The organism is Veillonella sp. (assembly GCF_018381775.1).
Lineage (GTDB): Bacteria > Bacillota > Negativicutes > Veillonellales > Veillonellaceae > Veillonella.
This window is the reverse complement of the sequence record NZ_JAGZRH010000012.1, coordinates 49,263-74,537: the sequence shown is the minus strand read 5'-3', so window position 1 is coordinate 74,537 and position 25,275 is coordinate 49,263. Positions and strand designations below refer to the sequence as shown.

Sequence of the window (25,275 nt, the reverse complement as noted above, 5' to 3'; positions counted from 1 at the left end):
AATGGGGTGATGCTCCTGTTTGGAATGAGCTACATATGTCTACAGATTTTCCAACTTATTGGGATTAGTCACACACACTTTTTGTCCTATAACCCTCTTCTGTATACATCTTTCCATAAAATATGATATGCTTTTGGTAATTTAGCTGAGTTTTGATGATAAAGGAGAGATTATGTTTAGAAAATTCTTATTAGCCTGTATGGTGCTGAGTGCTTTTACCATACAGACACAAGCTATATCGATTAATGAGTTAAATAGTTCGCCTCAGTTTAAAAAAGTATATCAAAAAACCGATTCCTATCAAGGTACTTATCCAAAGGATAGGCTAATAAACTATTTAAACACTTACTCTGTAGAATCACTAGAATACGCAGCGCCACATTATAAACTAAAAGGTACTTTTTATACCGTTTATACATATACTCGTGGTACATTTATTACTGAATATGAAGTAATGGCCACTTATAATACTAATTATTCACTAGGTTCTTTAATTCACGCCAGTCAAATAGTACAGCCATCCCCATCTATGTATGCGGTTATAAAGGCAGCACAAGATGATTCTGGCATACAAATTGACTTACGAGAGGTGAAGCGATTTAATGGGGATGGTACTGAGGTTAGTAGTACTGTTCCTTTAGTGCACCAATTACGACCTTTAGATCGTAGTCGTTCCGATCAAGATCTCTTTGCTATAGCAGATGCCATGTTTGTCGTTGCATATCAACAGCATTTTGATGATATTGTAGTAAAATGAGGTGCCATATGAAACGTTTCTTAATTTTAATGGCTATCTTATGTGTATTGTGTGTTTCCGTTAACTCTGTGAAAGCAGTTTCTAATGCCGAATTGCAAGATACTACCCGTTTTGAACATATTATATCTAAAGGAGATACTGGTGGTGGAGATGGTAAATATATTGAGCTGAGTACTCTCAAAGATGTATCTACAAGTACCAGTACAAAAAGTATAGAAGCCAAGATATATGTTGTATTGCCGTCTTCTGATTTGATTCGAGAATATACAATTTGGTATGACTATAATCTAATGTATTCCTTTGCTAATTTAGTAGCAAGAATGCCGGAGTTTAAACAACGATTTCCTGAGTTTAGTTTAAATGATATATGGAATCTCAAACTGGATGATTCTGGTATTGTAGGTACTGTTAAGGCACAACAGGATTATACCCTTAATGGTGAAAGCAAACCTACACAACCCGGTTATAAAGGGTATGAGCATGTTACATTTTTAACGCCTACAGACTTTGATTTTGAAAGCTATCACGTAGCAAACCGAGTTTTTAAGAAAGTATTTGGCGTATTTTATGATGATGTAATTCGATAGTTTACATAAGAAAAGGACTAGAACTCTAGGAGTTCTAGTCCTTTTGCTATATGTACTTATTTAGCATATGTACGTTTTTGCTATATGTACTAGTATTATACTAGCTTTCACCATTATTTTTTTAAGCTTGGTTTTAATAGTGCCAAGATGATACAAGCGATAACGGAACCGATTGCGATGGATGCAAGGTAAAGAAGTGGGTTACCGATTGTAGGTACTACGAAGATACCGCCGTGAGGAGCGCGTAATGTACATTCGAAGAACATGGACAACGCACCAGCTGTACCAGCACCGATGATGCAAGCTGGCAATACGCGAACTGGATCAGCCGCTGCAAATGGGATAGCCCCTTCTGTGATAAAGGAGAGGCCCATAATATAGTTTGTAATACCAGATTTGCGTTCTGCTTCTGTGAAGCGGCTAGGGAAGAATGTAGTACAAAGAGCGATTGCCAACGGAGGAACCATACCACCTGCCATTACAGCAGCCATGATACCATATTCACCAGTCGCAAGAGCACCAGTACCGATAACGTAAGCCGCCTTGTTTACAGGACCGCCCATATCAACGGACATCATAGCACCAAAGATGAGACCTAACAATACGCGGCTAGTAGTGCCCATAGATTGCAAGGAATCCATTAACCAGTGGTTAAGTGCAGATACAGGAGGGTTGATTACAAAGGTAATAGCGAGACCGATGAACAATACACCGAGTACAGGATAGAAGAGAACTGGTTTTGTACCTTCTAACGCTTGAGGTAGACCAGAGACTAATTTCTTAACTAATAATACTAAATAACCTGCTGCAAAGCCGGCGATTAATGCGCCAAGGAAACCAGAGCCACCTTGGTTAGCCAATAAGCCACCAACGAAACCAGCTACAAGACCTGGGCGGTCCGCAATACTCATTGCAATGTAACCTGCGAGTACAGGCAACATGAAGCCAAAGGATGCGCCACCGATTTGCATTAAGAAGCCAGATAAAGGTGTGCCGGAACCGAAGTTTTTAGGGTTCGCAGGATCGAATGTATCAAATAAGAATGCAAGGGCAATCAAGATACCGCCACCGATAACGAATGGCAACATGTGAGATACGCCGTTCATCAAGTGTTTGTAGATTTGACGACCTACGCTGTCAGATGCGCTAGCAGCAATTTCAGCAGCTTCGCGGTCTGCTGCTGATGCTTGGTATACAGCTGCTGTGCCAGCCATTGCTTCTGTTAAAAGTTCCTCTGCTTTATTGATACCGTTCGCAACCTTAGTTTGAATCATAGGCTTGCCGTTGAATCGAGCCATTTCTACTTGACGGTCAGAAGCGACGATGATGCATTTAGCATGAGCGATTTCTTCTGCTGTAAGAGCATCTTTAACACCAGAAGCACCATTTTTCTCAACCTTTAAGGAAATGCCCATTTCTTTCGCTTTACGCTCTAAAGATTCTGCAGCCATGTAGGTATGAGCAATACCAGTAGGGCAACCAGTTACAGCCAATACATCGTAGTGCGGGTTATCTACAGAAATCTTAGGAGCCACTTTTTCGATAGCTTCCGTAGCTTTAGCTTCGATAGCATCGGTAATACTTGGAGTCTCTTGAGATTCTTGCTGTTTGATATATCCTTCAACGGATGGGTCAAAGTTACCTTGCTCTTTAGCTGTTACGAGTTCCAAGAATCGTTCTACAGTTGGAGCAGCGATGAGGGCTTCTTTGAAATCTGGGTCGATAACCATCATAGCTAATTGGCTCAATACCTCTACATGAGTGTCAGCAGCGCCTTCAGGGGCAGCGATCATGAAGAATAAACGAGATGGTTGACCATCAAGTGCTTCGAAGTCTACGCCGTGAGGCACAACCATAGCTGCTAGGCCTGCTTCTTTTACGCCTGCGGATTTAGCATGTGGTGTAGCGATGCCGTCACCAAGTCCGGTAGAGCCAGATTCTTCACGAGCGAAAACGGCTGCTAAGTACTCACCTTTGTCGATGAGGTTGCCACCTTTTTCCATTAACTCGCCTAAGGTGTAAATTGCGTCAGCCTTTGTTACAGGGTCTGCATTTAGCAGGACCGATTGGGGTTTTAATAAATCAGTGATTTGCATATATGTACTCCTTGATGCAAATAAAATATAAAACTAGTTAACTCGTACTTGTGAAAGTAGTGCTTCTACTTCTGCCAGTGTAGCGAGGTTTTCAGAGTAAGCGGAGGCAGAGCCACTGGAGATACCCCAGTAAAGAGCCTCTTGTAGGTCGCCTGTCTTTTCAAAGCCTGTAATAAAGCCTGCTACCATAGAATCACCAGCGCCTACAGAATTTACGAGCGTTCCCTTAGGTGCAGGGCTCGTATATACAGTGCCATCAGCTGCGACCAAGATAGCCCCATCACCAGCCATAGAGATAAGCACATGCTGTGCGCCTTTCTCTTGCAATGCCTTGGCAGCTTCTACGAGGTCCTCCTTTGTAGAAAGAGGGCGTCCAAAGATTTCGCTAAGCTCATGATTGTTAGGTTTAATCAAGAACGGTTTATATGGCAATACTCGTGTAAGTAAATCCTTTGTAGCATCTACGACGATGCGAATGTTTTTATGTTGTAAGCGCTCCATAATGAGCTCGTACATATCGCTAGGTAAGCTAGAAGGAATGCTACCTGCAAGGATTAGTGTATCCTTATCTGTCAATGCATCGAGCTGTTTGTAAAGTGCTTCTAATTCGTCATCCGAGATAATTGGTCCACGGCCGTTGATCTCTGTTTCCTCATCAGAGGCTTTCACCTTAACATTGATGCGGGTTAATCCTTCGCGGAGACGAATGAAATCTTCTTTTACGCCGAAGCTATTGAGCTGCGTTACGATTTCTTCACCTGTAAAGCCGGCGATGAAACCGAGTGCAGTTGTATCCATGCCCAAGTTGTTAAGAACGATAGATACGTTGATACCCTTGCCGCCACCAAGTACGTATTCTTGGGTGGTGCGATTAATGGTACCAGTCTTGAGTTGCTCAAGTCGTACGATATAATCCAGGGCTGGGTTAAAGGTAATGGTGTAAATCATACAAATTCCCCTTTAAGATTAATTAATTAGCCTATGATTTGTTGATTTTGTAATTAGCGTATCATTGATTGATCTTGATTCCGTAGTCGTAACCAGTAAAGGAGTGGCACGAGATATAGGAAGAAGGCGAATGGTACATAGCCGGCTGTGCTAGTACCCATCATAACTACAGGTACATAAGCAGCGATGTTCCATGGAAGTAAGGCGGCAATGAGGATGCCACTATTTTCAAAGTCGAGCATCACATCTTCATCTTGAATACCCCGTTGCGCGTAGGTTATACGCATAATAGAATGTGTCATTACAACCGCAATAGCTTGGCTACAGCCTACAGCGCCGGTTAAGAGTGCGAGACCTATATTGGCAGCAAATACATCGCTCCGCGTTTTAGCTCGCTCTAATAGTTGTCTAATATCATTCCAGAAGCCAACCCCTTCGAGCATGCCTGAAATAGCAGTGGCCATAAAGATGGATAGGGTAGGAATGAACATTGTTTGCAGCCCACCGCCATGAATGATATCTGCTAGTGGATTATAATGTGGTAGCTCAAAGCCCGTTAAGGTATACCAGCCTAAATCGGAAAGGGTAGCCCCTTGATTAGTATAAGCCAGAATGGCTGCGGCTAATGCGCTGAGGCCGATAGGCCAACGGATAGATACTTTCAAAGGCAATAAAGCGATGACGATAATCACTGGAATCCACAATGTCCAATCGATGTTGAAGATAAAGTGGATTGTATCGGATAACAAACTATTTTCATAGTTTAGAGGGAACCATTGGGACAGTATTAGGTAGAGCACTGTAGAAATAACAAGTGCAGGTAGTCCCGCTTTAAACATAATTGGTATATTACTAGAAACCTTAGTATGTGTTAAGGCTGCTACCAGTGATGCGCTAGATGACAATGGGCCGTTGCGATCGCCAAAGTACGCACCGGCTATAATGGCGCCTGCTACTATATTCTCTGGAATATTACCGGCTCTTGCCATCGTGATGAGTACAATGCCTATGGTTCCTACAGTACCGAAAGCTGTACCTAATAGCATGCTAACAACAGCTGTTAATAAGAAGGCACAAGCAATAAAGAGGGACGGATCAATCAAGTCGATGCCGGTGGCGATAATCATAGGGATGATGCCTGCTGCTTGCCACATAGCAATGAGCCAACCGATAAGCAAGAATATTTGCATTACCACAATCGAGGATTTAGCACCTGTCCATGATAAGTTTAGCAGTTCTTTTGGTTGGTATCCTTGGCGATAGAATACATAGGCCATGATGCACCATACCACTATCAAGGCGTAACCAATAGCAATACCGTTAGCTACGGCGATGATAATGACGAGGATGGATATGAGTAAACCTATGAGCGACTCCGTATTTTTCGGCATTAGAGAACGGCCTTGTTGATACTTTAGAAACGCATTTAATATGAGTTGTAACCACTTCATCTTAATCAATAGGAAGTTCTGTTTCGAAGACTTCCTCAGCAGGGCCAGTCATGAGCACCGTGCCATCCTCCAAGTATGAAATATGTAATGTTCCTAAATAGAGCTCTACATCTACTTCGCGACCAGTTAAGCCTTTTTCAAAGGACATAACAGCAGAAGCACAAGAGCCTGTACCACATGCTAAGGTAGCGCCGGCACCGCGTTCCCATGTGCGAACCTTGATGTGCTTATCGTTTACTACCTCAATGTAGTTAACATTTGTATTGGATGGGAATGCATCGTGTTTTTCAATGATAGGACCTTGTGTCGTTACAGGCGCCTTTGTAATGTCATTGATATACACCTCTGTATGAGGCACTCCGAGTAATACGGAGCTTACCGTTACTGTTTCGCCGTTTACATCGAGGTTTACGTCGATAACCTTATCCATATTTACATCCATCGGAATGTCTTGGGCTGCAAAGAATGGTTTGCCCATGTCTACAGTAACTTGTGTGACTATACCATTTTCGATAGTTAAGGTAGGTTTCATTACACCGGCCAAGGTTTCGATGGTGAAAGTTTCTTTCGTAGTTTCACCGTGTTCGTAAGCATATTTGGCAAAGCATCGAATGGCGTTGCCGCACATTTCTGCTTCACTACCATCAGAGTTGATAATGCGCATGCGCACATCACAGGTTTTTGAAGGAACTAGAATGGCAAGACCGTCGGCACCGATACCAGTACGACGATCGCAAAGGCGAATCGCCAAATCAGTATAGTCCTTATTAGCACCTTGAGGGTCGGCAAAGAGGATGAAATCATTGCCAAGACCATGCATTTTAGTTAATTTCATAAAGTCTCCTATCAATAAGTAAGACTTTCACCATGAAGCCCGTGAAAGTCTCATATGTATATTATTATATATTCTATATTATTATATCATAAATGACCCTTAATTATGTGGTGGAACTTTATAAAATTATAGCGAAAGTAAGCGAAAAATAACCCACGTGGGACGATTAAATGGGCGGATATAAAGGGCTCTATTACTTTATTGTTTGTCAGAGAAATGATAAAATATAGAGTAATGTAGTTTATCGTAATAGAAAGAGGAACACATATGCGAATTCAAGGGATTTCTGGATCTCGTGGCGTTGCAGTAGGCAATGTATATAGATATATTCAAGAGGAAATTGTCATTCCTGATTACACTGTAGCAGAGGATAAGGTAGAAGCGGAAATTGGTAAGTTCGCTTCTGCTATGGCAGCTACCTTAAAGCAATTAGATACAATTCGTCAAAAGGCGTTGAAAGACATGGGCCCTGAAGAGGCGGCTATTTTTGAGGCGCATATGCAAATCGCGCAAGACCCATCTTTGTCTGATGGTATTAAATCCCTTGTTGAGACTAGCCATACAAATGTGGTAGCGGCTACAGCTCAAACTATTGAAACCTTTGCGAATATCTTCCTCGGTATGGAAGATCCATATATGCGTGAACGCGGTGCAGATATCAAAGATATTGGTGATCGTTTGATGCGCAATATGTTAGGCATGAACCCTCGTGGCTTATCCCATATTTCTGGGGCGGTTATCTTGGTGGCTCATGATTTGGCCCCATCTGATACAGCTTCTCTTGATAAAAATGTGGTAAAAGGCATTGTAACAGCTGCTGGTGGCCCTACATCTCATGCAGCTATCATGGCGCGCACCTTGGAAATTCCTGCCGTTATGGGCGTTGGTGATATTGAAGGCTTCGTAGATGGCGAGAAAGCAGTTGTACTTGGTACAGATGGTATTGTGGAAACAAATCCATCTGATGCGGATTGGACTGAATATACAAATCAAGCGGCTGCATACCAAGAGGAATTGAAACGCTTGCGCGAATCTGCCAATCTTGAAGCTAAGACTACTGATGGTCATCATGTAGAATTATTCGGTAATATCGGTAAGTCTAAAGATGCTAAACACGCTCTTACAATGGGCGCACAAGGTATTGGCTTATATCGTACAGAATTCTTGTACATGGAAAACGACGAGTTGCCAACAGAAGATGTACAGTTTGAAGAATATAAAAAGGTTGCAGAAGATATGCAGGGCCAACCTGTTATTATCCGTACCATGGATATCGGTGGCGATAAAGAATTGAAATGCCTTGATTTGCCAAGTGAAATGAATCCATTCCTTGGGTATCGTGCGATTCGTATTTCCTTGAACCGTCCGGATATCTTTAAAGTACAATTACGTGCGTTATTGCGTGCTAGTTCCTTTGGCGATATTCACATCATGTACCCGATGATTGCTTCCGTAGAAGAAGTGAAACAAGCGAATGCTATGCTTGAAGAATGTAAGGCTGAACTTACAGCAGAAGGCAAAGAATTCAACAAGGATATCAAGGTTGGTATTATGATCGAAGTGCCTGCAGCTGCTGTTATTTCTCCAATCTTGGCTAAATACGTAGACTTCTTCAGTATCGGTACAAATGATTTATGCCAATACACCTTGGCTGTAGACCGTATGAACGAGTCTATTGGTTCTCTATATCAACCATTGCATCCAGGTGTATTACGTCTTATCAAGCATGTTATCGATGCGAGCCATGAACAAGGTAAATTTACAGGCATGTGCGGTGAACTTGCTAGTGATCCTGTAGCCACAATGATTCTATTAGGCCTTGGCCTTGACGAATTCTCTATGACAGCGTCATCTATACCACTTATTAAGAAAATCTTGCGTTCCGTTTCTAAAGCAGAATGTGAAGAGGTGGCTAATAAAGCGCTTGCTATGGATACAGCTGAAGAAATTACAGAATATGCTAAATCTGTACTAGCCGAAAAAGGCTTATTATAATTCTGTATAGATTAAAGATAAATGTTAAGCGAATCAGTACATAGTAAATAACTTTTAATATACTTGAATTGAAATGCTTGAAATTGATACAATATATCTATTAGAACGTATGGGATAGGTACTACCTGTCGAGATAGAAAGAGGTTATCATGAAAGAATTAACAGTAGAAATTACTAACGAATCTGGTTTACATGCTCGTCCTGCTACAGCTTTCACACAATTGGCTGCTAAATACGCTTCCAAATTGACAATCGCTGCTAACGGTAAAACAGCTGATGCTAAATCCATCTTAACTGTATTGACTTTGGGCGCTACAAAAGGCACATCTGTTACATTGACAGCTGACGGTGCTGACGAAGATGACGCACTCGCTGCATTGAGCGAATTCTTAACAACTAACCACGACTAATACTTTGTGGTAATATAAAGGACTCTACGAATGTAGAGTCCTTTTTTTTGAGTTATATATGATGGATGCTTTAATCAGATTTGATTTTTATTTGCTTTTTCGGGGGATCTTCGAGATTTAGTAGAGCCTTGTTTTGGGTAAAAAAAGAAGAGGCCTCTTAGCCTCTTCTTTATTTTCCCATGTTCGCAAAACGCTCTACAGCTTTTGTAAAGTCGCTAATGGTTTTTTCTACGTCACCGTGTTCGATACCATCTCGCACGCAGTGGTTGATATGCCCTTCAAGGACTACTTGACCTACTTTATGTAGTGCAGATTTAGCTGCATTAATTTGGCTCAACACATCTTCGCATGGAATGTCTTCTTCAATCATTCGATCAATAGCTTGCACTTGACCAAGGATTTTACGCAATCGACGATGTAGATTTTCTGAATCCATACATTGTTTCATAATACTCCTCCAATGGGCATGTTTTTATCATCTTTACTATTATACTCCATGTAAAGTTTATAATACAACTTAATAAGTATACCTAATATGAATAAAATCTGTATATGTAGATATATGCTTGGTTATAAATAGTAAGACTTTCTCTTTTATATTATTATAATTCTTATTATAGCCGCTATAAAGCAAGGTCTATCCATATCTTCTTCTTGATTGATGTGATACAATACATTTAATACACATTATAGTAGTATATGTATATAAGGCGTTGTAGATACTGTTAGTTAATAACTGTATGTATACTATGGTCCTTTATGGAATAGGTGAAAGCAATGAAAGTGTTTCGCTACCTTCGAAATCTAGTGGTGTTCGTGGTGGTCATCATATTGGCCATGTTTATATATGACGGATACCATAGCTTTCAAGGTACAAATCGTGAAAGTAAGGCTCACACAACTGTTGAAAAACGCATAGAACAAAGTGAAGATACCCTCAGTCGTACAGATCGTATTATACGAATATTTACATTTAAAGAAAAGGTAGAGGCGGCCCTTAATCAACGTGTTTCTAAAGAACACTGGGTGAAGGGTGATGTCATTCCAGAATATACAAAGAATGCACTTATCGCCATTGAGGATAAGCGGTACTATAAACATGGAGCTATTGATGTACTCGGTATTATTCGCGCCTTTTATACCAATACTATAGCAGGTGAAACTGTAGAGGGGGGGAGTACTATTACACAACAAGTAGTAAAAAATCTTTTCCTTTCATCAAAACGCATCATGAGTCGTAAGGTAGAGGAAGCAATCCTTGCTAGTGAAATGGAACATTACTACTCGAAAGAAGAAATCCTCACCATGTATTTAAATACTGTATATTATGGTCATAATTATTACGGCATTTACGAAGCTGCGCATGGCTACTTTGGAACGAGCCCAAGCCGATTGACACTAGGCCAAAGTGCACTCCTTGCAGCACTACCTAATGCGCCATCTTATTTGGATCCCTATACGAACTATAAAGGGGCTAAGGCTAGACAAAAACTGGTGCTTGAACAAATGGTAGACCAAGGTATGATTACACAAGCGGAAGCAGACTATGCATACCAACAAGACTTGGGTCTTGTGGATGAATAATTGAATATATTTTATAATCTCTGTTTGCTAATGAATAATTAATTGGCGAACAGAGGTTTTTTTGCTACATTAGTAATAATAGATACATTTAGAGAGAGTTTTGAGTATTAGGAGCATAATTATTGGATAATATTGAATTAAAGCAGTATGAGGAAGGCAATTTTTTATCTATTTATATTGGAGCAAAACCTATTATTAAGTTTGCTATGCTTCGATTGGAGAATTTTATATCCTATTATTTAAGAGGTCCTGGAGGATTAGATTATAAGTCTGACGCACTTGATATTGATTCCTATGCCCGTGAAATCTTTTATATTGAACAAATAGATGCTAATAAATTTGAAAACTGGATAGTTTACTACGATGATGAACATGATTGTATGACTGTAAGGCATTGTTTTTGGAACAAAGCGTTAGATAGAGAACAAATAATGACTGATGAGTCTTTGCGAGTTGCTGTTAGAGAGCAATACATTGTGGATTCAATCCCACATATTCAAAATGAGACCGTTATAGGCGTAAATGAAATAGATAAAAATAATATTTTAAATAGTATAAATGCTTTCGATACAGCGATATCTAAGATAAATATATTAAAGCTATTTAGCAATGTAGACTACAGTACAGGTGATTATAGAATTTCTAGGTCTTATGATTTAGATGTTCGTATTGAAGCGATTATTAATGAAGCTCAAAATGAGCTTTACTCGGTTATAGATGAAATTCAGTCTTTAATAGTTAATACTTTAAAAGCATCAATAAATACAACTACAGATTATAAGATAGCTTTAGATTACCAGTTTTCACCTATTGATATTAAGTAAGAATAGATAGTCCATCGTAAGAAATGAAGCTATATCTAGTATTAAATCACTGGATATAGCTTTTGTATTATATTAGTTCGGAGTTGAAATATATTACTAAATTGAATAAAAATAATACTTGCATTTATAATTATACAGGTGTATACTATTTTTTGTCAGAAAGAGGGAATGACCGTTGAGCTAGATGCCACGGTGCTTTCACAATTATCTGATATAATATTGATTATATGAGTTTAAATACATAGTAAGTTTTTTATGAGGTGTTATCATGGGTAAAGCAAATAAAGTAGTACTCGCATATTCTGGTGGTTTAGACACATCCGTTATCATTCCTTGGTTAAAAGAAAATTATGGAGCTGAAGTTATCGCAGTGTGCGTAGACTTGGGCCAACCTGAGGATTATGATGCAGTTGAGAAAAAAGCAATCAAATCCGGTGCTTCTAAAGCGTACATCGTTGATGCTAAAGAAGAGTTCGTAAAAGATTATGTATGGCCAACAGTAAAAGCGGGTGCAGTTTATGAAGGTAAATATTTATTAGGTACATCCTTCGCTAGACCTTTAATCGGTAAAATCCTTGTAGATATTGCTAAAAAAGAAGGTGCTGATGCTATCGCTCACGGTGCGACTGGTAAAGGTAATGACCAAGTTCGTTTCGAACTTGCTATCAAAGCATTGGCTCCTAATATGAAAATCATCGCTCCTTGGAGAGAATGGGATTTGAAATCCAGAACAGACTGCATGGAATATGCAGCTAAACATGATATTCCAGTTGTAGCTACAAAATCTCATCCATATTCCATGGACCAAAACGTATGGCATTTGTCCCATGAAGGCGGCGATCTTGAAAATCCAGCAAATGCTCCTAAAGATGATGTGTACTTGGTAACACATACTCCTGAACAAGCTCCAGATGAAGCTGGTTATGTAACTGTATCCTTCAAAGATGGCGTACCTGTAGCAGTAGATGGCCAAGAAGGTACTCCATTGCAATTGTTAGAAAAACTCAACGAAATCGGTGCACACTATGGCGTAGGCGTTGTAGATATCGTTGAAAATAGATTAGTAGGCATGAAATCTCGTGGCGTTTATGAAAACCCAGGTGGATCTATCATCATGTATGCTCACAGAGAACTTGAATACCTTTGCCTCGACAGAGCTACATACCACTACAAAGAACTCATTGCTAACAAATACGCTGAACTTGTATACGATGGCATGTGGTTCGCACCATTGATGAACGCTTTGCAAGCATTCGTTGATGAAACTCAAAAAACTGTAACTGGTGAAGTAAAACTTAAATTGTACAAAGGCAACATTATCTCTGCTGGTGCAACTTCTCCATACTCCTTGTACAGCGAAGATTTCGTAACATTCGAAGAAGATGATGTATACAACCAAGCTGATGCGGCTGGTTTCATCAACTTGTTCGGTTTACCTCTTAAAATTAATGCATTAATGAAAGAAAAGGCAGGTAAATAATGGCTAAATTGTGGGGCGGGCGTTTCACAAAAGGCACTGATAAAGCGGTAGAGGATTTTACATCCTCTATCGCTTTTGATGCGCGGATGTACGCCGAAGATATTGCAGGCAGTAAAGCACATGCTACAATGCTGGCAAAACAAAATATTATCTCCGACGCAGATCGGGACGCTATTGTTGAGGGCTTAACAAAGATTAAAGGCCAAATCGATAAAGGAGAGTTCCCATTCTCCGTGGCTCTTGAAGATATTCATATGAATATTGAAAAACGCTTAACTGATGAGATTGGCGAAGCAGGTGGTCGCTTACATACAGGCCGTAGCCGTAATGACCAATGCGCAGTTGATTTACACATGTACGTGCGTAAAGCTGTTGTAGAAATGGGCGAGCTCATCGTAGATATGCAAAAAGCGCTCATCGAAACAGCTGATAAATACAGTGATGTTATCATGCCTGGCTATACGCATTTACAACGGGCACAACCTGTATTGTTCGGTCATCATATGATGGCATACTTCTCTATGCTAGAACGCGACTTTGACCGTTTGTTGATGGTCTTCAAACATGCAGACATCATGCCACTTGGTGCAGGGGCCTTAGCAGGTTCTACATACGGTATTGATCAAACCTATACGCAAAAGCTATTGGGCTTCTCCCGTATTTACGAAAATAGTATGGATGCCGTATCTGACCGTGACTATGTAGTTGAATTCTTGTCCTTTGCATCTCTTGTGATGATGCACTTGAGCCGTCTTAGCGAAGAATTGATTTTGTGGTCTACCAATGAGTTTAACTTCATTGAACTCGATGATGCTCATTGCACAGGCTCTAGCATTATGCCACAAAAGAAAAATCCTGACGTATGTGAACTTGTTCGTGGTAAAACAGGTCGTACCTATGGCCACTTGTTAGGTTTATTAACTACATTAAAAGGCTTGCCACTTACATATAATAAAGATATGCAAGAGGATAAAGAGGGCATTTTTGATGCTATCGATACAGTACATTTTGCATTGTCCATTAATGCGGCGATGGTCCGTGGCATGAAGGTCAATGGGGCGCATATGAAAGCTGTCCTCGATGATGATTTCTCTAATGCTACAGATATGGCCGATTACCTTGCGAAAAAAGGCGTTCCATTCCGTGAAGCTCACGAAATCGTAGGTAATGCTGTACATCATTGCATTGAAAAAGGTTGCGTATTGCTTGATTTATCCGTTGAGGATTTTAAAGCTATATCCGACCATTTTGATGCAGATATACTTGATGCTATTTCCATCGAAGCTTGCATAGCTGGCCGTAACAACTATTCTGGTACAGCTCCAGAATGTGTGGAAAGACAACGGAACAATGGTAAAGCTGTTATCGCCGGAGAAGAAAAACAAATTGCTCAGTGGAAAGCGATTGTTGAATCTGTGCAAGCATAACTGCTTTAGTAAGCCTAATGTTTTGATTTAGGGCCACATCCTGTACAAGAGTAACATTCAGAGTCATAGTTACTTGTGACATTGAAAATTTAAGATCGATATACATATAAGTCTTATGTTAAAGCTCTTTATATTAACCTTTAAGCTTATGTGTATATCGATTTTTTTATTTGAATGATAGATAATTTCTAGAAAAGAGTCATTCTAATTGATAAATTACTATTAAAATGGTGTAAATTTATGTACGCATACAGTGGACTGCTAGAAAACAATAGTCTTGTGCTACGACACTATAACCATGATAGATAGTAAAAATCACATATATACACAGAATAAAATGGGGTAAAAATATACCCTGTCATTGTTAAAATGAGTTCTGTTCGTTTTAGATGATAAATTAACTATAATTTATTCAATTCGTGTAATAATGCTTGTCCGCCAATAAAGTACTTTCATTTTGGGTTCATAGGTGTTATTATTTAATTCGTAATAAGAATAACAACGGTAAATTCACATTCAAGCCCATCACAGCACGAACTGAATTTACTTAGCGGTATATTATATTTAAGTGAATTATGGACGAGAAAAAATTCACCTTTTGAAAGGGGATTGATACATGAAAACCACCGCTAAAAAAATGTCTGTATTCCAGCTAACCACAATGGTAGCAGCCAATATGCTAGGAGCTGGGATCATTATGTTACCAACTAATTTGGCTCAAGTTGGTACTATTTCAGTTTTATCTTGGCTCGTAACAGCTGTGGGTGCGCTTTTACTAGCGTATATTTTTGCTCAAGCGGGTATGTTCTCCCAAAATAAAGGGGGCATGGGCGGTTATGCAGAACACCGCTTCGGTAAAACTGGACATTTTATGGCGAGCTATGCTTACAGCATATCTCTCATCATTGCTAATATCGCCATCGCGGTTTCTGCCGTAGGTTATGGCGCAGCTTTCTTTGGTGTTGACCTTAATGCAACACAAACAAGCCAAGTAACAATTGTGCTTTTGTGGTTTGCAGCGATTTTGAACTTCCGTGGTAATCGCTTCACAGGTCGACTCAGCAACATGACTATTTGGGGCTCTATTGTTCCGGTTCTTTTAATCGGTACAATCGGCTGGTATTGGTTTGATCCGTCTATTTATTGGGCGGCATGGAACCCAAATGATCTTCCGTTTTACGATGCAGTAAAACAATCCATTTCCCTCACTTTGTGGGGCTTCCTAGGGTTTGAGTCCGCAGCGGCTAATGCTGATGCTGTTGAGAATCCAAAGAAAAACGTACCTATTGCAACTGTGGCAGGTACATTAGCAGTGGCGGTGATTTACATCTTGTCCACAAACGTTATGGCCGGTATCGTTCCTAACGTTGACTTATTAAATTCTAACGCACCATTCGGTTTGACATTCGTATACATGTTCAATGATACAATTGCAAACATCGTTATGGCTGCTATGGTTATTTCTTGCTTTGGTGCTTTACTTTGCTGGCAATTCACATTGTCTCGCGTATTCAAAAGCGCAGCGGAACACGGTTACTTCCCTAAAGTATTCGCTCGTGTAAATAGCAAAGACGCTCCTGTTCGTGGCGTATTCATTTTACTCGCTGTTGAAACATTACTTACATTGTTCACTGCAAGCGACTCCTTGCGTGAGCAATTTGAAATCTTAGTAAACTTAGCGGTTGTAACTAACGTAGTACCGTATGTATTGTGCATCTTGGCAGTACCTACAATGATGCGTATGGCTGGTGTAGCTGAAAGCCGCATTAAACGTTCCAACTACGTGTTCGGCGCAGGCGTTATCTACTGTTTATATGCAATCTACGCCTGTGGCTTTGATGCTATGGTAGGTAGTGCAGTAGCGGTAAGCATCGGTTTCGTGATCTATGTTTTGCGTAAAGCGTGGGATACACGCAGAGCACACCGCTTACAACAAAGTATCGATTAATTAAATAACTCTCGTCTTATAAGAGGCTGTTACTAGATAACAGCCTCTTTTTGGTATATTAATCAGACTTATTAATTAAGGTTTTATTAATTATAAATAATTGATAGTTGCTAAAGTGATTAAGAGTTTTTTCGGTATGTATAAAAAAAATTCATGAGAAAATTACCATTATAATAATAATTAATATATATACAGTTGGATACAGTTAATACGGAAAAAATCATATATATAAAGTGATTTTTATGGGTTTATACATAAATAGAGACTTGTTCAGTAATCGATAATTTTTATTAGTATAAAAATTACATTTAAAATCTACGATATACGCATACCCCTAAGGGGTATGCGTATTGTAAATAGGATATTAATATAGTATATTTATAATCGATAAAAATGAATGAACTAGTGAGTGTCGGTATTCACCGAGCGTAAAAGAGGAAAATGGGTGTAAATCCCATACTATGCAAATAGCTGTAATGAGGAGCAAGGTTTCATTATAGGGTCACTGGGAAACTGGGAAGGCCGAAATGTTGCGATGAATCATGAGTCAGAAAGCCTGCTCTAAATGTATGGTATTGTACATACTATACTTAATTTAGGTTAGTCAGGTGGACTAACCTTTTTTGTCGTTTTCCTATATGCACCTCTGCTATATCGGGAGAGATAAGCATATTAGTTGTTCATTTAGATTATTGTAGTATTTAGAGAGTATAGGAGGAGGCGCCTATGGGCAAACGCTTTGCTAAACAGTTAGGTCAATTCATTGTTACACTGTTTGGCATTACTTTTTTAACATTTTGTCTCACTTATTTAGCACCAGGCGATCCAGTTACGATGTTACTAGAAACGGCAGATACTATCGTGTCTCAGGAGCTTATCGATGAAACTCGAGCTCAGCTTGGGTTAGATAAACCGTTCTTAGTGCAATATGCAAACTGGGTTGTGAATGCTGCACACGGTGACTTAGGGATGAGTTACTCTGCTAAAAAGCCTGTTGTAGATCGTATGTTGGAGGCTTTGCCAGGGACAGTTATGCTAGCAGGTACATCATTAGTATTTACATTGCTCTATGCATTGCCGGCAGGGATTATAAGCGCCTTAAATCGAAACAAATGGATCGACTATCTGTTGCGCGTTGCTTCCTTTGTAGGCGTGTCTATGCCATCATTCTGGTTAGGCCTTGTACTGATTTATATCTTTGGCCTTAAATTAGGACTTGTTCCTATTGCATCTTCTCGTGTAACTCCTATCGGTGTAATTCTACCAGCCGTTACATTAGCTGTTGTAGTCGGGTCCAAGTACATGCGCCAAGTTCGTCTCGTTATTCTTGAAGAAATGCAAAAGGATTATGTTATCGGCGCACGTGCTCGTGGTGTGAGTGAGATGAAAATTTTATTCGGTCATATTTTGCCTAATGCAGTATTACCACTTATCACTATACTGGGCGTTGTTATCGGTTGGTTATTAGGCGGTGTTGCAGTTATTGAAATGGTATTCTCCTGGCCTGGCCTTGGGAATATGGCAGTATATGCCATTACCATGCGCGACTATCCATTGATCGAAGGTTTTGTGTTGTGGGTTGCCTTAGCCTATATGTGCATCAATGCATTAGTTGATGCGTCATATATCCTATTAGACCCTAGATTGAAAAGGGAGAGAGCATAATGGCAGAATTTATTCAAAAACATAAATTGTTCTCTTTCTATAGCACCTTGATGATTGTGGTAGTTCTCATAGCTATATTTGCACCATGGCTTGCTCCGGGTGATGCTTTTAGCTCAAATCTGAGTCAAGCATTACAAGCGCCAAGTAGTCAACATTGGTTTGGTACAGATAAGCTTGGTCGTGATGTATTGTCTCGCATCATTTATGGTACACAGTTATCCTTGTTTATGGGTGTCAGTATCGTTGTTATCATGGTAAGCATTGGTACTATTATCGGTGCTGTAGCTGGTTATTTCGGCGGGAAAATCGAAATGGTCCTCATGCGTCTTGCGGACATTATGCTATCCTTCCCGGGTGTAGTATTAGCCATTGCCATTGCTGGTATTTTGGGTGGTAGCATTGTGAATACGATTATAGCGCTATCTGTAGTTGGTTGGGCAAAATATGCTCGTCTTGTACGGTCTATGACGTTGAAAGTTCGCGGTGAAGAGTATGTAACGGCGGCTGTCATGATGGGGGCCTCTACAACGACTATTCTAAGACGTCATATCATTCCCAATATCCTTCCTCTTGTTGTTACAACAGGTGCACTTGATATTGGGGCTATCATGATTGAAGTAGCAGGTCTATCCTTCTTAGGTTTTGGTGCTCAACCGCCAACACCAGAATGGGGCCTTATGCTCAACGAAGGTCGTCAATATTTACAAACCAGTCCATGGCTGATGGCCTTCCCTGGTATGTCCATTCTTATCGTAGTTGCTATCTTTAACCTTTGGTCTGATTCCTTACGGGACGTAGTGGATCCTAAGAACCAAGGTTAGTTACGTGTGATGCTTATTTATAGGTTGTGTTGTGAAAGTTGTTATATAAATAGGCGGTAATAAGGTTTTTCCATTATGACTATTGTAGATTGTAGTGGTCATGATGTGTATGTTTTATGTTTATATGTAATGGTACAAGGAGATTTTACATGAAAAAATCTTGGAAAAAAGCCCTCTTAGCAGGTCTTAGCATTGTAATGATGGGTTCCTTCATCGCTGGTTGCGGCTCTGATAATAATGGTGCTGCTAATAAGGATGTTTTAAAAGTTGGTGTAACTAACTTCGCATCCACATTAGAACCTACAGAAAACTTCTTCGCATGGGTTGTTATGCGCTATGGTGTAGGCGAAACATTGGCTAAGTTTGACGAACAAATGAAACCTCAACCATGGATTGCATCTAAATGGGAAGTATCCCCAGACCATAAAACGTGGACTTTCACAATCAATGATAAGGTGAAATTCTCTAATGGTAAAAAAGTTGATGCTGCAGCAGTTAAAGCATCTATCGAACGGGCTTTTGAAAAATCCAATCGTGCGAAAACATTCTTCGAATATGACTCTATGGAAGCTAATGGTCAACAATTAGTTATTCATACAACAAAAGAATATCCTAATATGCCTGGCCTTTTAGCGGATCCGTTGTTCCTAATCGTTGATGTACAATCTGAAAAAGATGGCCGTAACTTTGCGAAGGAAGGTCCTATTGGTACAGGTCCATATGTAGTTAAATCTTTCACAAAAGAACGTGCTGAGATGGCTGCTAACGAAAACTATTGGGATGGTACAGTACCATTTAAAACTGTAGAAATTCCTTCCATCGATGACCCTAATACTCGCGCTATGAGCTTACAATCTGGCGACGTAGATATGGCTGTTAACATCGGTGCTGGTGAAATTGGTTTATTCCAAAATAACGATAAGTTCAAGGTTGATGAAATCGCATCTCTTCGCGTAGTATTGGCTCGTATTAACCAAAAAGGTGTTCTTGGTGATGACAAAGTACGTGCTGCAGTTATTTCTGCAACAGACCGTAAAAACTATGCTGATGTATTGTTAAAAGGTACATTCATTCCTGGTTCCGCACCAATTCCACCATCCATGGACTATGGCTTCAAAGATTTGAAAGATCCTAATGCGTATAACCCTGAACGTTCTAAACAATTATTAGCAGAAGATGGTTGGAAAGATACTGATGGGGACGGCATCCTTGATAAAGATGGCAAACCATTGACATTTGACTTCGTAGTATATAACTCTCGTGCAGAATTACCACTTTATGCAGAAGCTGTTCAAGCAGACCTTAAAAAAGTGGGTATCGACATGAAAATCAAAACAGTTGACTATAACTTGATTGATAAAATGGGTCAAGATGGCGACTATGATATGCTTATCTCCAACATCGTAACTGCTAATACAGGCGATCCAATCTGGTTCTTAGCTAACTACTGGCATACTAATGTGGATGGTTCCAACCCTCAAAACGGTTCTGGTTACTCCAATCCACAAGTTGACCAATTATTAGATGCTGCTGAAACTGAATTTGATCCTGCAAAACGTCGTGACTATGCAATTCAAATTCAACAATTATTGATGAATGATGGTGCTGCATTGTTCTTAGGTTACCCTAAAACTAATATCGTTACTGGTTCTTACTTGAAAGGTGCTGTTATGTACCCAAGTGACTACTACTGGATTACTAATAAAATTACAAAATAATAAGGAGCTATAATGGCAGAAAACATACTAACTGTAGAGAACCTTAACATCGCGTACCAAGGTGTGCCTGCTGTTATGGATGTAAACTTTACCTTGGAACGCGGTAAGGTATTGACCATTGTAGGGGAATCTGGATCCGGTAAAACTACCGTGATCCGGGCCCTCATGGGTTTATTGCCTGTAGGTGGTGAGGTCACAGATGGTACAATGCTCTTTAATGGTCAAGACCTTCGCACCCTATCTAAGTCTGAATGGAGAGCTATACGTGGTAAAGACATGGCCATGATTTTCCAAGATAGTGGTAGTGCTTTAGACCCAATAGTTCGCATTGGTAAACAGTTTAGAGAATTATTTAAATCTCATATAGAAATTACCAATGATGAATGTGATCGACGAGCAATTGAGTTATTAGAATCTGTTTCTCTTCCTAATGGGGCAGATATATTGCGCCGTTATCCACATGAATTATCTGGTGGTCAAAGACAACGTGTGGGTATTGCTATGGCATTAGCTTTAGACCCAGCATTGCTCATCGGTGATGAACCGACGTCGGCACTAGATGTAACGACACAGTCTCAAGTTGTTATGCAAATGCTAGAACTTGCTAAAGAGCATAATTCTGCTATCGTAATGGTTACGCATAACCTTGGTGTAGCGGCCTATATGTCCGACTATATCATTGTTATGAAAAAGGGTCGTGTTGTTGATGCTGGCACACCGCAAGATATTTTAGAAAACCCATCTAATGAATATACGAAACAATTAAAAGATGCTGTACCAACATTGGGAGGAGGTCGTTACATTGACTAACTACGCTGTAGAATTAAAAAATGTATGTAAACGATTCCCACTTCCTACTGGTGGTGAGCTCGAAGCGTGTAAGAGTATTAATATTACCTTAGAAAAAGGCGAGTCCCTTGGGATTGTAGGTGAATCTGGCTCTGGTAAAACGACTTTGGTTCGTATGATTATGAAGATGCTGCCTATTACGGAAGGCGAGATTTATGTAGATGGTGTAGAGATTCAACATATGAACTCTGAGCAAACGAAAGAATACCGCAAGAAAATTCAGATGGTATTCCAAGATCCATCTGCAGCCTTCAATCCGCGTATGAAGGTAAAGGATATTATTCTTGAACCGTTATACAATTTTGGGCTTCTTGAAAAAGGAAAAGAAGAACAAATCGCAGGTGACTATCTTGAAATGGTAGATCTACCTCGCGAGTTCATGCATCGTTATCCTCATGAAATGTCTGGTGGTCAACGTCAACGTGTGGCTATTGCTCGTGCCATTGTACTTGAACCAGAAATTCTTGTTCTAGATGAAGCAACAAGTGCTCTAGACGTGTCTGTACAAGACTCCATTGCCTATTTACTAGCGCGTTTACAAAAGAAGAAAAATTTAACATATCTATTTATCGCTCATGATATTGCGTTCATTCGTACTATGTGCCACAAGGTGGTCGTAATGTACAAAGGGGCTATCGTTGAAGAGCTAGATGCATTTCACTTAGCTGATGCGAAGCATCCTTATACAAAGGTTTTATTGAGTTCCATCTTTGAAATTGGCCAAGATCATAAGCCACTTACTTTAGAAGAAGCTAGGAAAGCGTAAATTTTGATTATATAAAATAGCAGTTAGCCATTTGGTTAACTGCTATTTTTATATTATCTATTATTTATTATGCGGATAATTTTTTCTTCTACATAAATATATCGAAAATTTTCTCAAAAATGATTGTGTTAACGCTAAATATATAGTATAGTTGACTAAGCAATATACCCCTATGGGTATAATTAAAATATGCTCATATGAAATGATATATATATACATATACATATACATATACTTATAGAGAAAGGTTAGGTGTGTGAATGAAAGGATTACGTAAGGCATTACTGATTGGTATGATGCTTGGTGTTACGGTCCTTGGTACTGTAGGCTGCATGAATCAATCATCCGATTCATCTAATGATGTATTAAAGGTAGGGGCTATTAGCTTTGCGGGTACATTAGAACCAACAGAAAACTATTTTAGCTGGGCTGTTGTACGATATGGTGTAGGGGAAACACTAATAAAATTTGATGATCACATGAATGCTAAACCCTGGTTAGCATCCTCTTGGAAACAAAGTGATGATAAGCTGACTTGGACTTTCACCATCAACGATAAGGTTAAGTTCTCTAACGGTAATGCTCTTACTGCTGAGGCCGTAAAGGCGTCTTTGGAACGAACCTTTGCGAAGAGTAAACGGGCAAAAACATTCTTTAATTACACTGAAATGACGGCTAATGGTCAAGAGCTCACAATTAAGACCGATAAGCCTTATTATAATTTGCCAAACTTGTTGGGAGATCCATTATTCTTGATTATGGATGTAACTGCTGAGGTAAATGGTCGTGATATTGCGAAGGAAGGTCCTATTGGTACTGGTCCTTATGTAGTGACATCATTTACAAAAGAGCGTGCTGAGCTAGCACGGAATGATAACTACTGGGATGGCAAGCCAGGCTTTGCTAAGGTTGAAATTCCATCTATTAACGATGCCAATACACGAGCTATGGCATTGCAAGCGGGTGATGTAGATATGGCCGTTAGCATTGGACCTGGCGAATATGGTATCTTCCAAAACGATAAGAAATTTACTATTTATGAAGAATCATCTTTACGTGATGTATTCGTTCGGATGAGCCAAAAAGGCAAGCTTAAGAATGCTAATCTTCGAGCGGCCCTCATTGCCGGAGCGAATCGTGAGTCCTATGCAAAGAACCTTATGAAGGATACCTTTATTGCCGGTAAGGCTCCATTGCCACCGTCCATTGATTATGGATTCAATCAATTGCGGGATCCTAATAAATATAATGTTGAACGTGCTAAAGAATTACTTAAACGTGAAGGTTATATTGATACAAATGGTGATGGGATTGTAGATAAAGATGGTGAAAACCTAGTGCTTGATTTCTATGCCTATACATCTCGTCCTGAATTGCCATTATATGCAGAGGCATTACAAGCGGACTACAAAAAAATCGGTGTAGATTTACAAATTAAAATCATAGACTATGCTGTGATTGATACATTGGCGCAATCTGGGGATTACGATATGCTTATCTCTAGTGTAGTTACTGCTAATACTGGCGAACCTGTATGGTTCTTAAAACAATACTGGGGGACCGGTGCTGAGGCAAATGGTTCTGGATTCTCCAATCCACGTTTCGATGAATTGTTGGCTCTTGGTGAAAGCGCTAATGATCCAGTGGTTCGTCGTAATGCGGTGATCAATGCACAACAATTGATGCTAGATGATTCGATAGCACTCTTCCTTGGATATCCTAAGATCAATATTGTAGGGAATAACAATATCGATGGTATTAAGATATCTCCATCTGAATACTATATCATTACGAAAGACTTAAAACGGAAATAATTTTATTATATAAACCTATAGTAATGAAACTTGTTAATATAATTTAACGTAGTTGTTGACATAGCAAAAGAGGACTAGCCACGGCTAGTCCTCTTTTTGTAGTTAGTTATTTTTTCTTTTGCTCTGTTGCATCAAGTTCTGCCATATTCACGACATTTGCTTTGCCAACCATTTTGTTATATTTAATAAATAGTTGTGTATATGCTTCGCCGTAGGAAGAATTGATGATGATATAGTTGCGAGCCTCTGCGACAAACTCTTTTACAGAATCTTGATACTCGCGAACTGCGTTTTGTGTTTCTGATGTTGTACCAGGTTGTAATTTGTTGATGCGTTGCGTGATTTGTTGCAAGTTTGCTTCAACCTTTTGGGTATCCGTATTTCCATCTGGATCGATAAGATCGATTGTTTGGGCAGTCATGAGATTTAACTCGATGAAGTTAACTGCATTTTCACGTTTTTCACCTTGATATTCAGTCATGCGTTCTGTATAGAGCTCATTATTACGATTATCTAAGGCTAAATCTAAAGCGTTGTATGTAGCGTAGAATTGTTCAGCTAGAGGTACATACTGTGCCGCTAACTCATCGCTACCTTTGAAATTATCTTTTTCAAAACGACGTTCTACATAGTAGGCTTGCAATTGATCCGCAACAGGAATCAATTGATCTAGCACTGCTAATACATCATTAGTTGATTGGTTTACATCTTCGTATGGAGTAGGGCTATCTTGCTTTGCAGCCTCTAATGCTGTTTTAAGATCTTTGTATTTAGGTAATGTAATCGTCGTGTTATGGGACCCATTACGTAACTCTTCGAGAGTTGGTTGTAATTGATTTGCATAGGCTACACTGTACGCGTTATATGAGTCTAATGCGACGATATAAGGTCGGATAGCGTTGATCTTGTCGTCAACGGTTGATCGATATAAAATTGTCGTTGTATTGGATGACAAGAGTGTATACACCCCATAGATCCCACCACCGATAATAGCGACGCCAAGTATAACGGCTGCTATTAACTTGATGTACCCCTTTTTCAACTGCGCACGCTCCTTGAAAACACACTAACTCTTTTTGGATCCGTTTGGGCGGACTACGCCCCTAAGAGTAATTAGTTATATTATATCATAAACTTACGTCCCAAAAAAGACGTGTAGAGCGGAGAATCATAAGGAATAGATGAAATTATTCGATGTGAACATATATTAATATTTATAATTCGCTATTTATAGATGAATATACTCTGTGAAAGTTAAATTAGTATATTGCTTAATACCTTTGATATAATTTACATATAT

21 protein-coding genes and 1 riboswitch are annotated in these 25,275 nt (G+C 39.6%); of the genes, 15 read left to right on the top strand and 6 right to left on the bottom strand.

Annotated features, from left to right (window positions below; genetic code table 11):
• The first annotated feature begins 172 nt into the window (after positions 1–172).
• Together KH109_RS08265 and KH109_RS08260 are read left to right on the top strand one after the other, a co-directional pair.
• The gene (locus KH109_RS08265) at positions 173–757 is read left to right on the top strand and encodes a hypothetical protein (RefSeq protein WP_295218486.1); all 585 of its coding nucleotides are present in this window, start codon (positions 173–175) and stop codon (positions 755–757) included.
• Positions 758–765: 8 nt separating this feature from the next.
• Complete coding sequence (locus KH109_RS08260) at positions 766–1,344, top strand: hypothetical protein (RefSeq protein WP_295218483.1); 579 nt, start codon at positions 766–768, stop codon at positions 1,342–1,344.
• Positions 1,345–1,457: 113 nt separating this feature from the next.
• Here the strand turns inward: KH109_RS08260 and KH109_RS08255 are convergent, their stop codons facing one another.
• From KH109_RS08255 to dapF, 4 genes are all read right to left on the bottom strand, one after another.
• Complete coding sequence (locus KH109_RS08255; RefSeq protein ID WP_295218480.1) at positions 1,458–3,440, bottom strand: fructose-specific PTS transporter subunit EIIC; 1,983 nt, start codon at positions 3,438–3,440, stop codon at positions 1,458–1,460.
• A 33-nt stretch (positions 3,441–3,473) separates the two neighbouring features.
• The gene (gene pfkB / locus KH109_RS08250) at positions 3,474–4,388 is read right to left on the bottom strand and encodes a 1-phosphofructokinase (protein WP_295218477.1); all 915 of its coding nucleotides are present in this window, start codon (positions 4,386–4,388) and stop codon (positions 3,474–3,476) included.
• 53 nt (positions 4,389–4,441) lie between these two features.
• Positions 4,442–5,779: a Na+/H+ antiporter NhaC family protein gene (locus KH109_RS08245; protein WP_295218474.1), complete on the bottom strand. Its 1,338-nt coding sequence runs from the start codon at positions 5,777–5,779 to the stop codon at positions 4,442–4,444.
• Between the two features lie 61 nt (positions 5,780–5,840).
• Positions 5,841–6,674, bottom strand: coding sequence for a diaminopimelate epimerase (dapF, locus tag KH109_RS08240; RefSeq protein ID WP_295218463.1), 834 nt, complete (start codon positions 6,672–6,674; stop codon positions 5,841–5,843).
• A 267-nt stretch (positions 6,675–6,941) separates the two neighbouring features.
• Here dapF and ptsP point away from each other — a divergent pair, with 267 nt between their 5' ends.
• Entirely contained in the window at positions 6,942–8,669 is a 1,728-nt protein-coding gene (ptsP, locus tag KH109_RS08235) for a phosphoenolpyruvate--protein phosphotransferase (RefSeq protein ID WP_295218460.1), read from the top strand.
• A 149-nt stretch (positions 8,670–8,818) separates the two neighbouring features.
• On the top strand, positions 8,819–9,079 hold the full coding sequence (locus KH109_RS08230) for an HPr family phosphocarrier protein (RefSeq protein WP_005385362.1): 261 nt from the start codon (positions 8,819–8,821) through the stop codon (positions 9,077–9,079).
• 169 nt (positions 9,080–9,248) lie between these two features.
• Here KH109_RS08230 and KH109_RS08225 read toward each other — a convergent pair whose 3' ends face one another.
• Positions 9,249–9,527 carry a metal-sensing transcriptional repressor gene (locus KH109_RS08225; protein WP_004695033.1) on the bottom strand — a complete coding sequence of 93 codons (279 nt, stop codon included), beginning with the start codon at positions 9,525–9,527 and terminating at the stop codon, positions 9,249–9,251.
• 329 nt (positions 9,528–9,856) lie between these two features.
• Between KH109_RS08225 and KH109_RS08220 the strand changes: the two genes are divergently transcribed.
• The 11 genes from KH109_RS08220 to KH109_RS08170 all read left to right on the top strand — a co-directional run bounded on the left by KH109_RS08220 (position 9,857) and on the right by KH109_RS08170 (position 23,975).
• Positions 9,857–10,663: a biosynthetic peptidoglycan transglycosylase gene (locus KH109_RS08220; RefSeq protein WP_295218455.1), complete on the top strand. Its 807-nt coding sequence runs from the start codon at positions 9,857–9,859 to the stop codon at positions 10,661–10,663.
• A gap of 122 nt (positions 10,664–10,785) precedes the next feature.
• Positions 10,786–11,487: a hypothetical protein gene (locus KH109_RS08215; RefSeq protein ID WP_295218451.1), complete on the top strand. Its 702-nt coding sequence runs from the start codon at positions 10,786–10,788 to the stop codon at positions 11,485–11,487.
• Positions 11,488–11,755: 268 nt separating this feature from the next.
• Positions 11,756–12,967, top strand: a complete 1,212-nt coding sequence (locus tag KH109_RS08210; RefSeq protein WP_005381291.1) for an argininosuccinate synthase — start codon at positions 11,756–11,758, stop codon at positions 12,965–12,967.
• Positions 12,967–14,394, top strand: a complete 1,428-nt coding sequence (argH, locus tag KH109_RS08205; protein WP_295218447.1) for an argininosuccinate lyase — start codon at positions 12,967–12,969, stop codon at positions 14,392–14,394. Before KH109_RS08210 ends, argH begins: the two co-directional genes overlap by 1 nt.
• Positions 14,395–15,010: 616 nt before the next feature.
• Complete coding sequence (gene potE, locus KH109_RS08200; protein WP_060924390.1) at positions 15,011–16,342, top strand: putrescine-ornithine antiporter; 1,332 nt, start codon at positions 15,011–15,013, stop codon at positions 16,340–16,342.
• Positions 16,343–16,732: 390 nt separating this feature from the next.
• Positions 16,733–16,921: riboswitch (cobalamin riboswitch) on the top strand.
• 147 nt (positions 16,922–17,068) lie between these two features.
• Positions 17,069–18,007, top strand: a complete 939-nt coding sequence (nikB, locus tag KH109_RS08195; protein ID WP_287533478.1) for a nickel ABC transporter permease — start codon at positions 17,069–17,071, stop codon at positions 18,005–18,007.
• On the top strand, positions 18,007–18,828 hold the full coding sequence (nikC, locus tag KH109_RS08190) for a nickel transporter permease (protein ID WP_060924388.1): 822 nt from the start codon (positions 18,007–18,009) through the stop codon (positions 18,826–18,828). The genes nikB and nikC overlap by 1 nt, the downstream gene beginning before the upstream one ends.
• Before the next feature lie 149 nt (positions 18,829–18,977).
• Positions 18,978–20,546: an ABC transporter substrate-binding protein gene (locus tag KH109_RS08185; protein ID WP_060924387.1), complete on the top strand. Its 1,569-nt coding sequence runs from the start codon at positions 18,978–18,980 to the stop codon at positions 20,544–20,546.
• Positions 20,547–20,558: 12 nt separating this feature from the next.
• Positions 20,559–21,356 (top strand): ABC transporter ATP-binding protein, encoded by a 798-nt coding sequence (locus KH109_RS08180; RefSeq protein WP_295218442.1) that lies wholly within the window; start codon positions 20,559–20,561, stop codon positions 21,354–21,356.
• Positions 21,349–22,161: a dipeptide/oligopeptide/nickel ABC transporter ATP-binding protein gene (locus tag KH109_RS08175; protein ID WP_295218439.1), complete on the top strand. Its 813-nt coding sequence runs from the start codon at positions 21,349–21,351 to the stop codon at positions 22,159–22,161. Before KH109_RS08180 ends, KH109_RS08175 begins: the two co-directional genes overlap by 8 nt.
• Positions 22,162–22,421: 260 nt before the next feature.
• Entirely contained in the window at positions 22,422–23,975 is a 1,554-nt protein-coding gene (locus KH109_RS08170; protein WP_295218437.1) for an ABC transporter substrate-binding protein, read from the top strand.
• A gap of 106 nt (positions 23,976–24,081) precedes the next feature.
• Here the strand turns inward: KH109_RS08170 and KH109_RS08165 are convergent, their stop codons facing one another.
• Positions 24,082–25,017, bottom strand: a complete 936-nt coding sequence (locus tag KH109_RS08165) for a DUF3829 domain-containing protein (protein WP_129823431.1) — start codon at positions 25,015–25,017, stop codon at positions 24,082–24,084.
• Positions 25,018–25,275 lie beyond the last annotated feature (258 nt).

Coding starts and splice junctions, on each gene's coding strand:
- nikB (WP_287533478.1), top strand. CDS start 17,069: ATGGGCAAACGCTTTGCTAAACAGTTAGGTCAATTCATTGTTACACTG.
- KH109_RS08265 (WP_295218486.1), top strand. CDS start 173: ATGTTTAGAAAATTCTTATTAGCCTGTATGGTGCTGAGTGCTTTTACC.
- KH109_RS08210 (WP_005381291.1), top strand. CDS start 11,756: ATGGGTAAAGCAAATAAAGTAGTACTCGCATATTCTGGTGGTTTAGAC.
- dapF (WP_295218463.1), bottom strand. CDS start 6,674: ATGAAATTAACTAAAATGCATGGTCTTGGCAATGATTTCATCCTCTTT.
- KH109_RS08220 (WP_295218455.1), top strand. CDS start 9,857: ATGAAAGTGTTTCGCTACCTTCGAAATCTAGTGGTGTTCGTGGTGGTC.
- potE (WP_060924390.1), top strand. CDS start 15,011: ATGAAAACCACCGCTAAAAAAATGTCTGTATTCCAGCTAACCACAATG.
- KH109_RS08185 (WP_060924387.1), top strand. CDS start 18,978: ATGAAAAAATCTTGGAAAAAAGCCCTCTTAGCAGGTCTTAGCATTGTA.
- KH109_RS08230 (WP_005385362.1), top strand. CDS start 8,819: ATGAAAGAATTAACAGTAGAAATTACTAACGAATCTGGTTTACATGCT.
- pfkB (WP_295218477.1), bottom strand. CDS start 4,388: ATGATTTACACCATTACCTTTAACCCAGCCCTGGATTATATCGTACGA.
- argH (WP_295218447.1), top strand. CDS start 12,967: ATGGCTAAATTGTGGGGCGGGCGTTTCACAAAAGGCACTGATAAAGCG.
- nikC (WP_060924388.1), top strand. CDS start 18,007: ATGGCAGAATTTATTCAAAAACATAAATTGTTCTCTTTCTATAGCACC.
- KH109_RS08260 (WP_295218483.1), top strand. CDS start 766: ATGAAACGTTTCTTAATTTTAATGGCTATCTTATGTGTATTGTGTGTT.
- KH109_RS08245 (WP_295218474.1), bottom strand. CDS start 5,779: ATGCCGAAAAATACGGAGTCGCTCATAGGTTTACTCATATCCATCCTC.
- KH109_RS08255 (WP_295218480.1), bottom strand. CDS start 3,440: ATGCAAATCACTGATTTATTAAAACCCCAATCGGTCCTGCTAAATGCA.
- KH109_RS08170 (WP_295218437.1), top strand. CDS start 22,422: ATGAAAGGATTACGTAAGGCATTACTGATTGGTATGATGCTTGGTGTT.
- KH109_RS08180 (WP_295218442.1), top strand. CDS start 20,559: ATGGCAGAAAACATACTAACTGTAGAGAACCTTAACATCGCGTACCAA.
- ptsP (WP_295218460.1), top strand. CDS start 6,942: ATGCGAATTCAAGGGATTTCTGGATCTCGTGGCGTTGCAGTAGGCAAT.
- KH109_RS08225 (WP_004695033.1), bottom strand. CDS start 9,527: ATGAAACAATGTATGGATTCAGAAAATCTACATCGTCGATTGCGTAAA.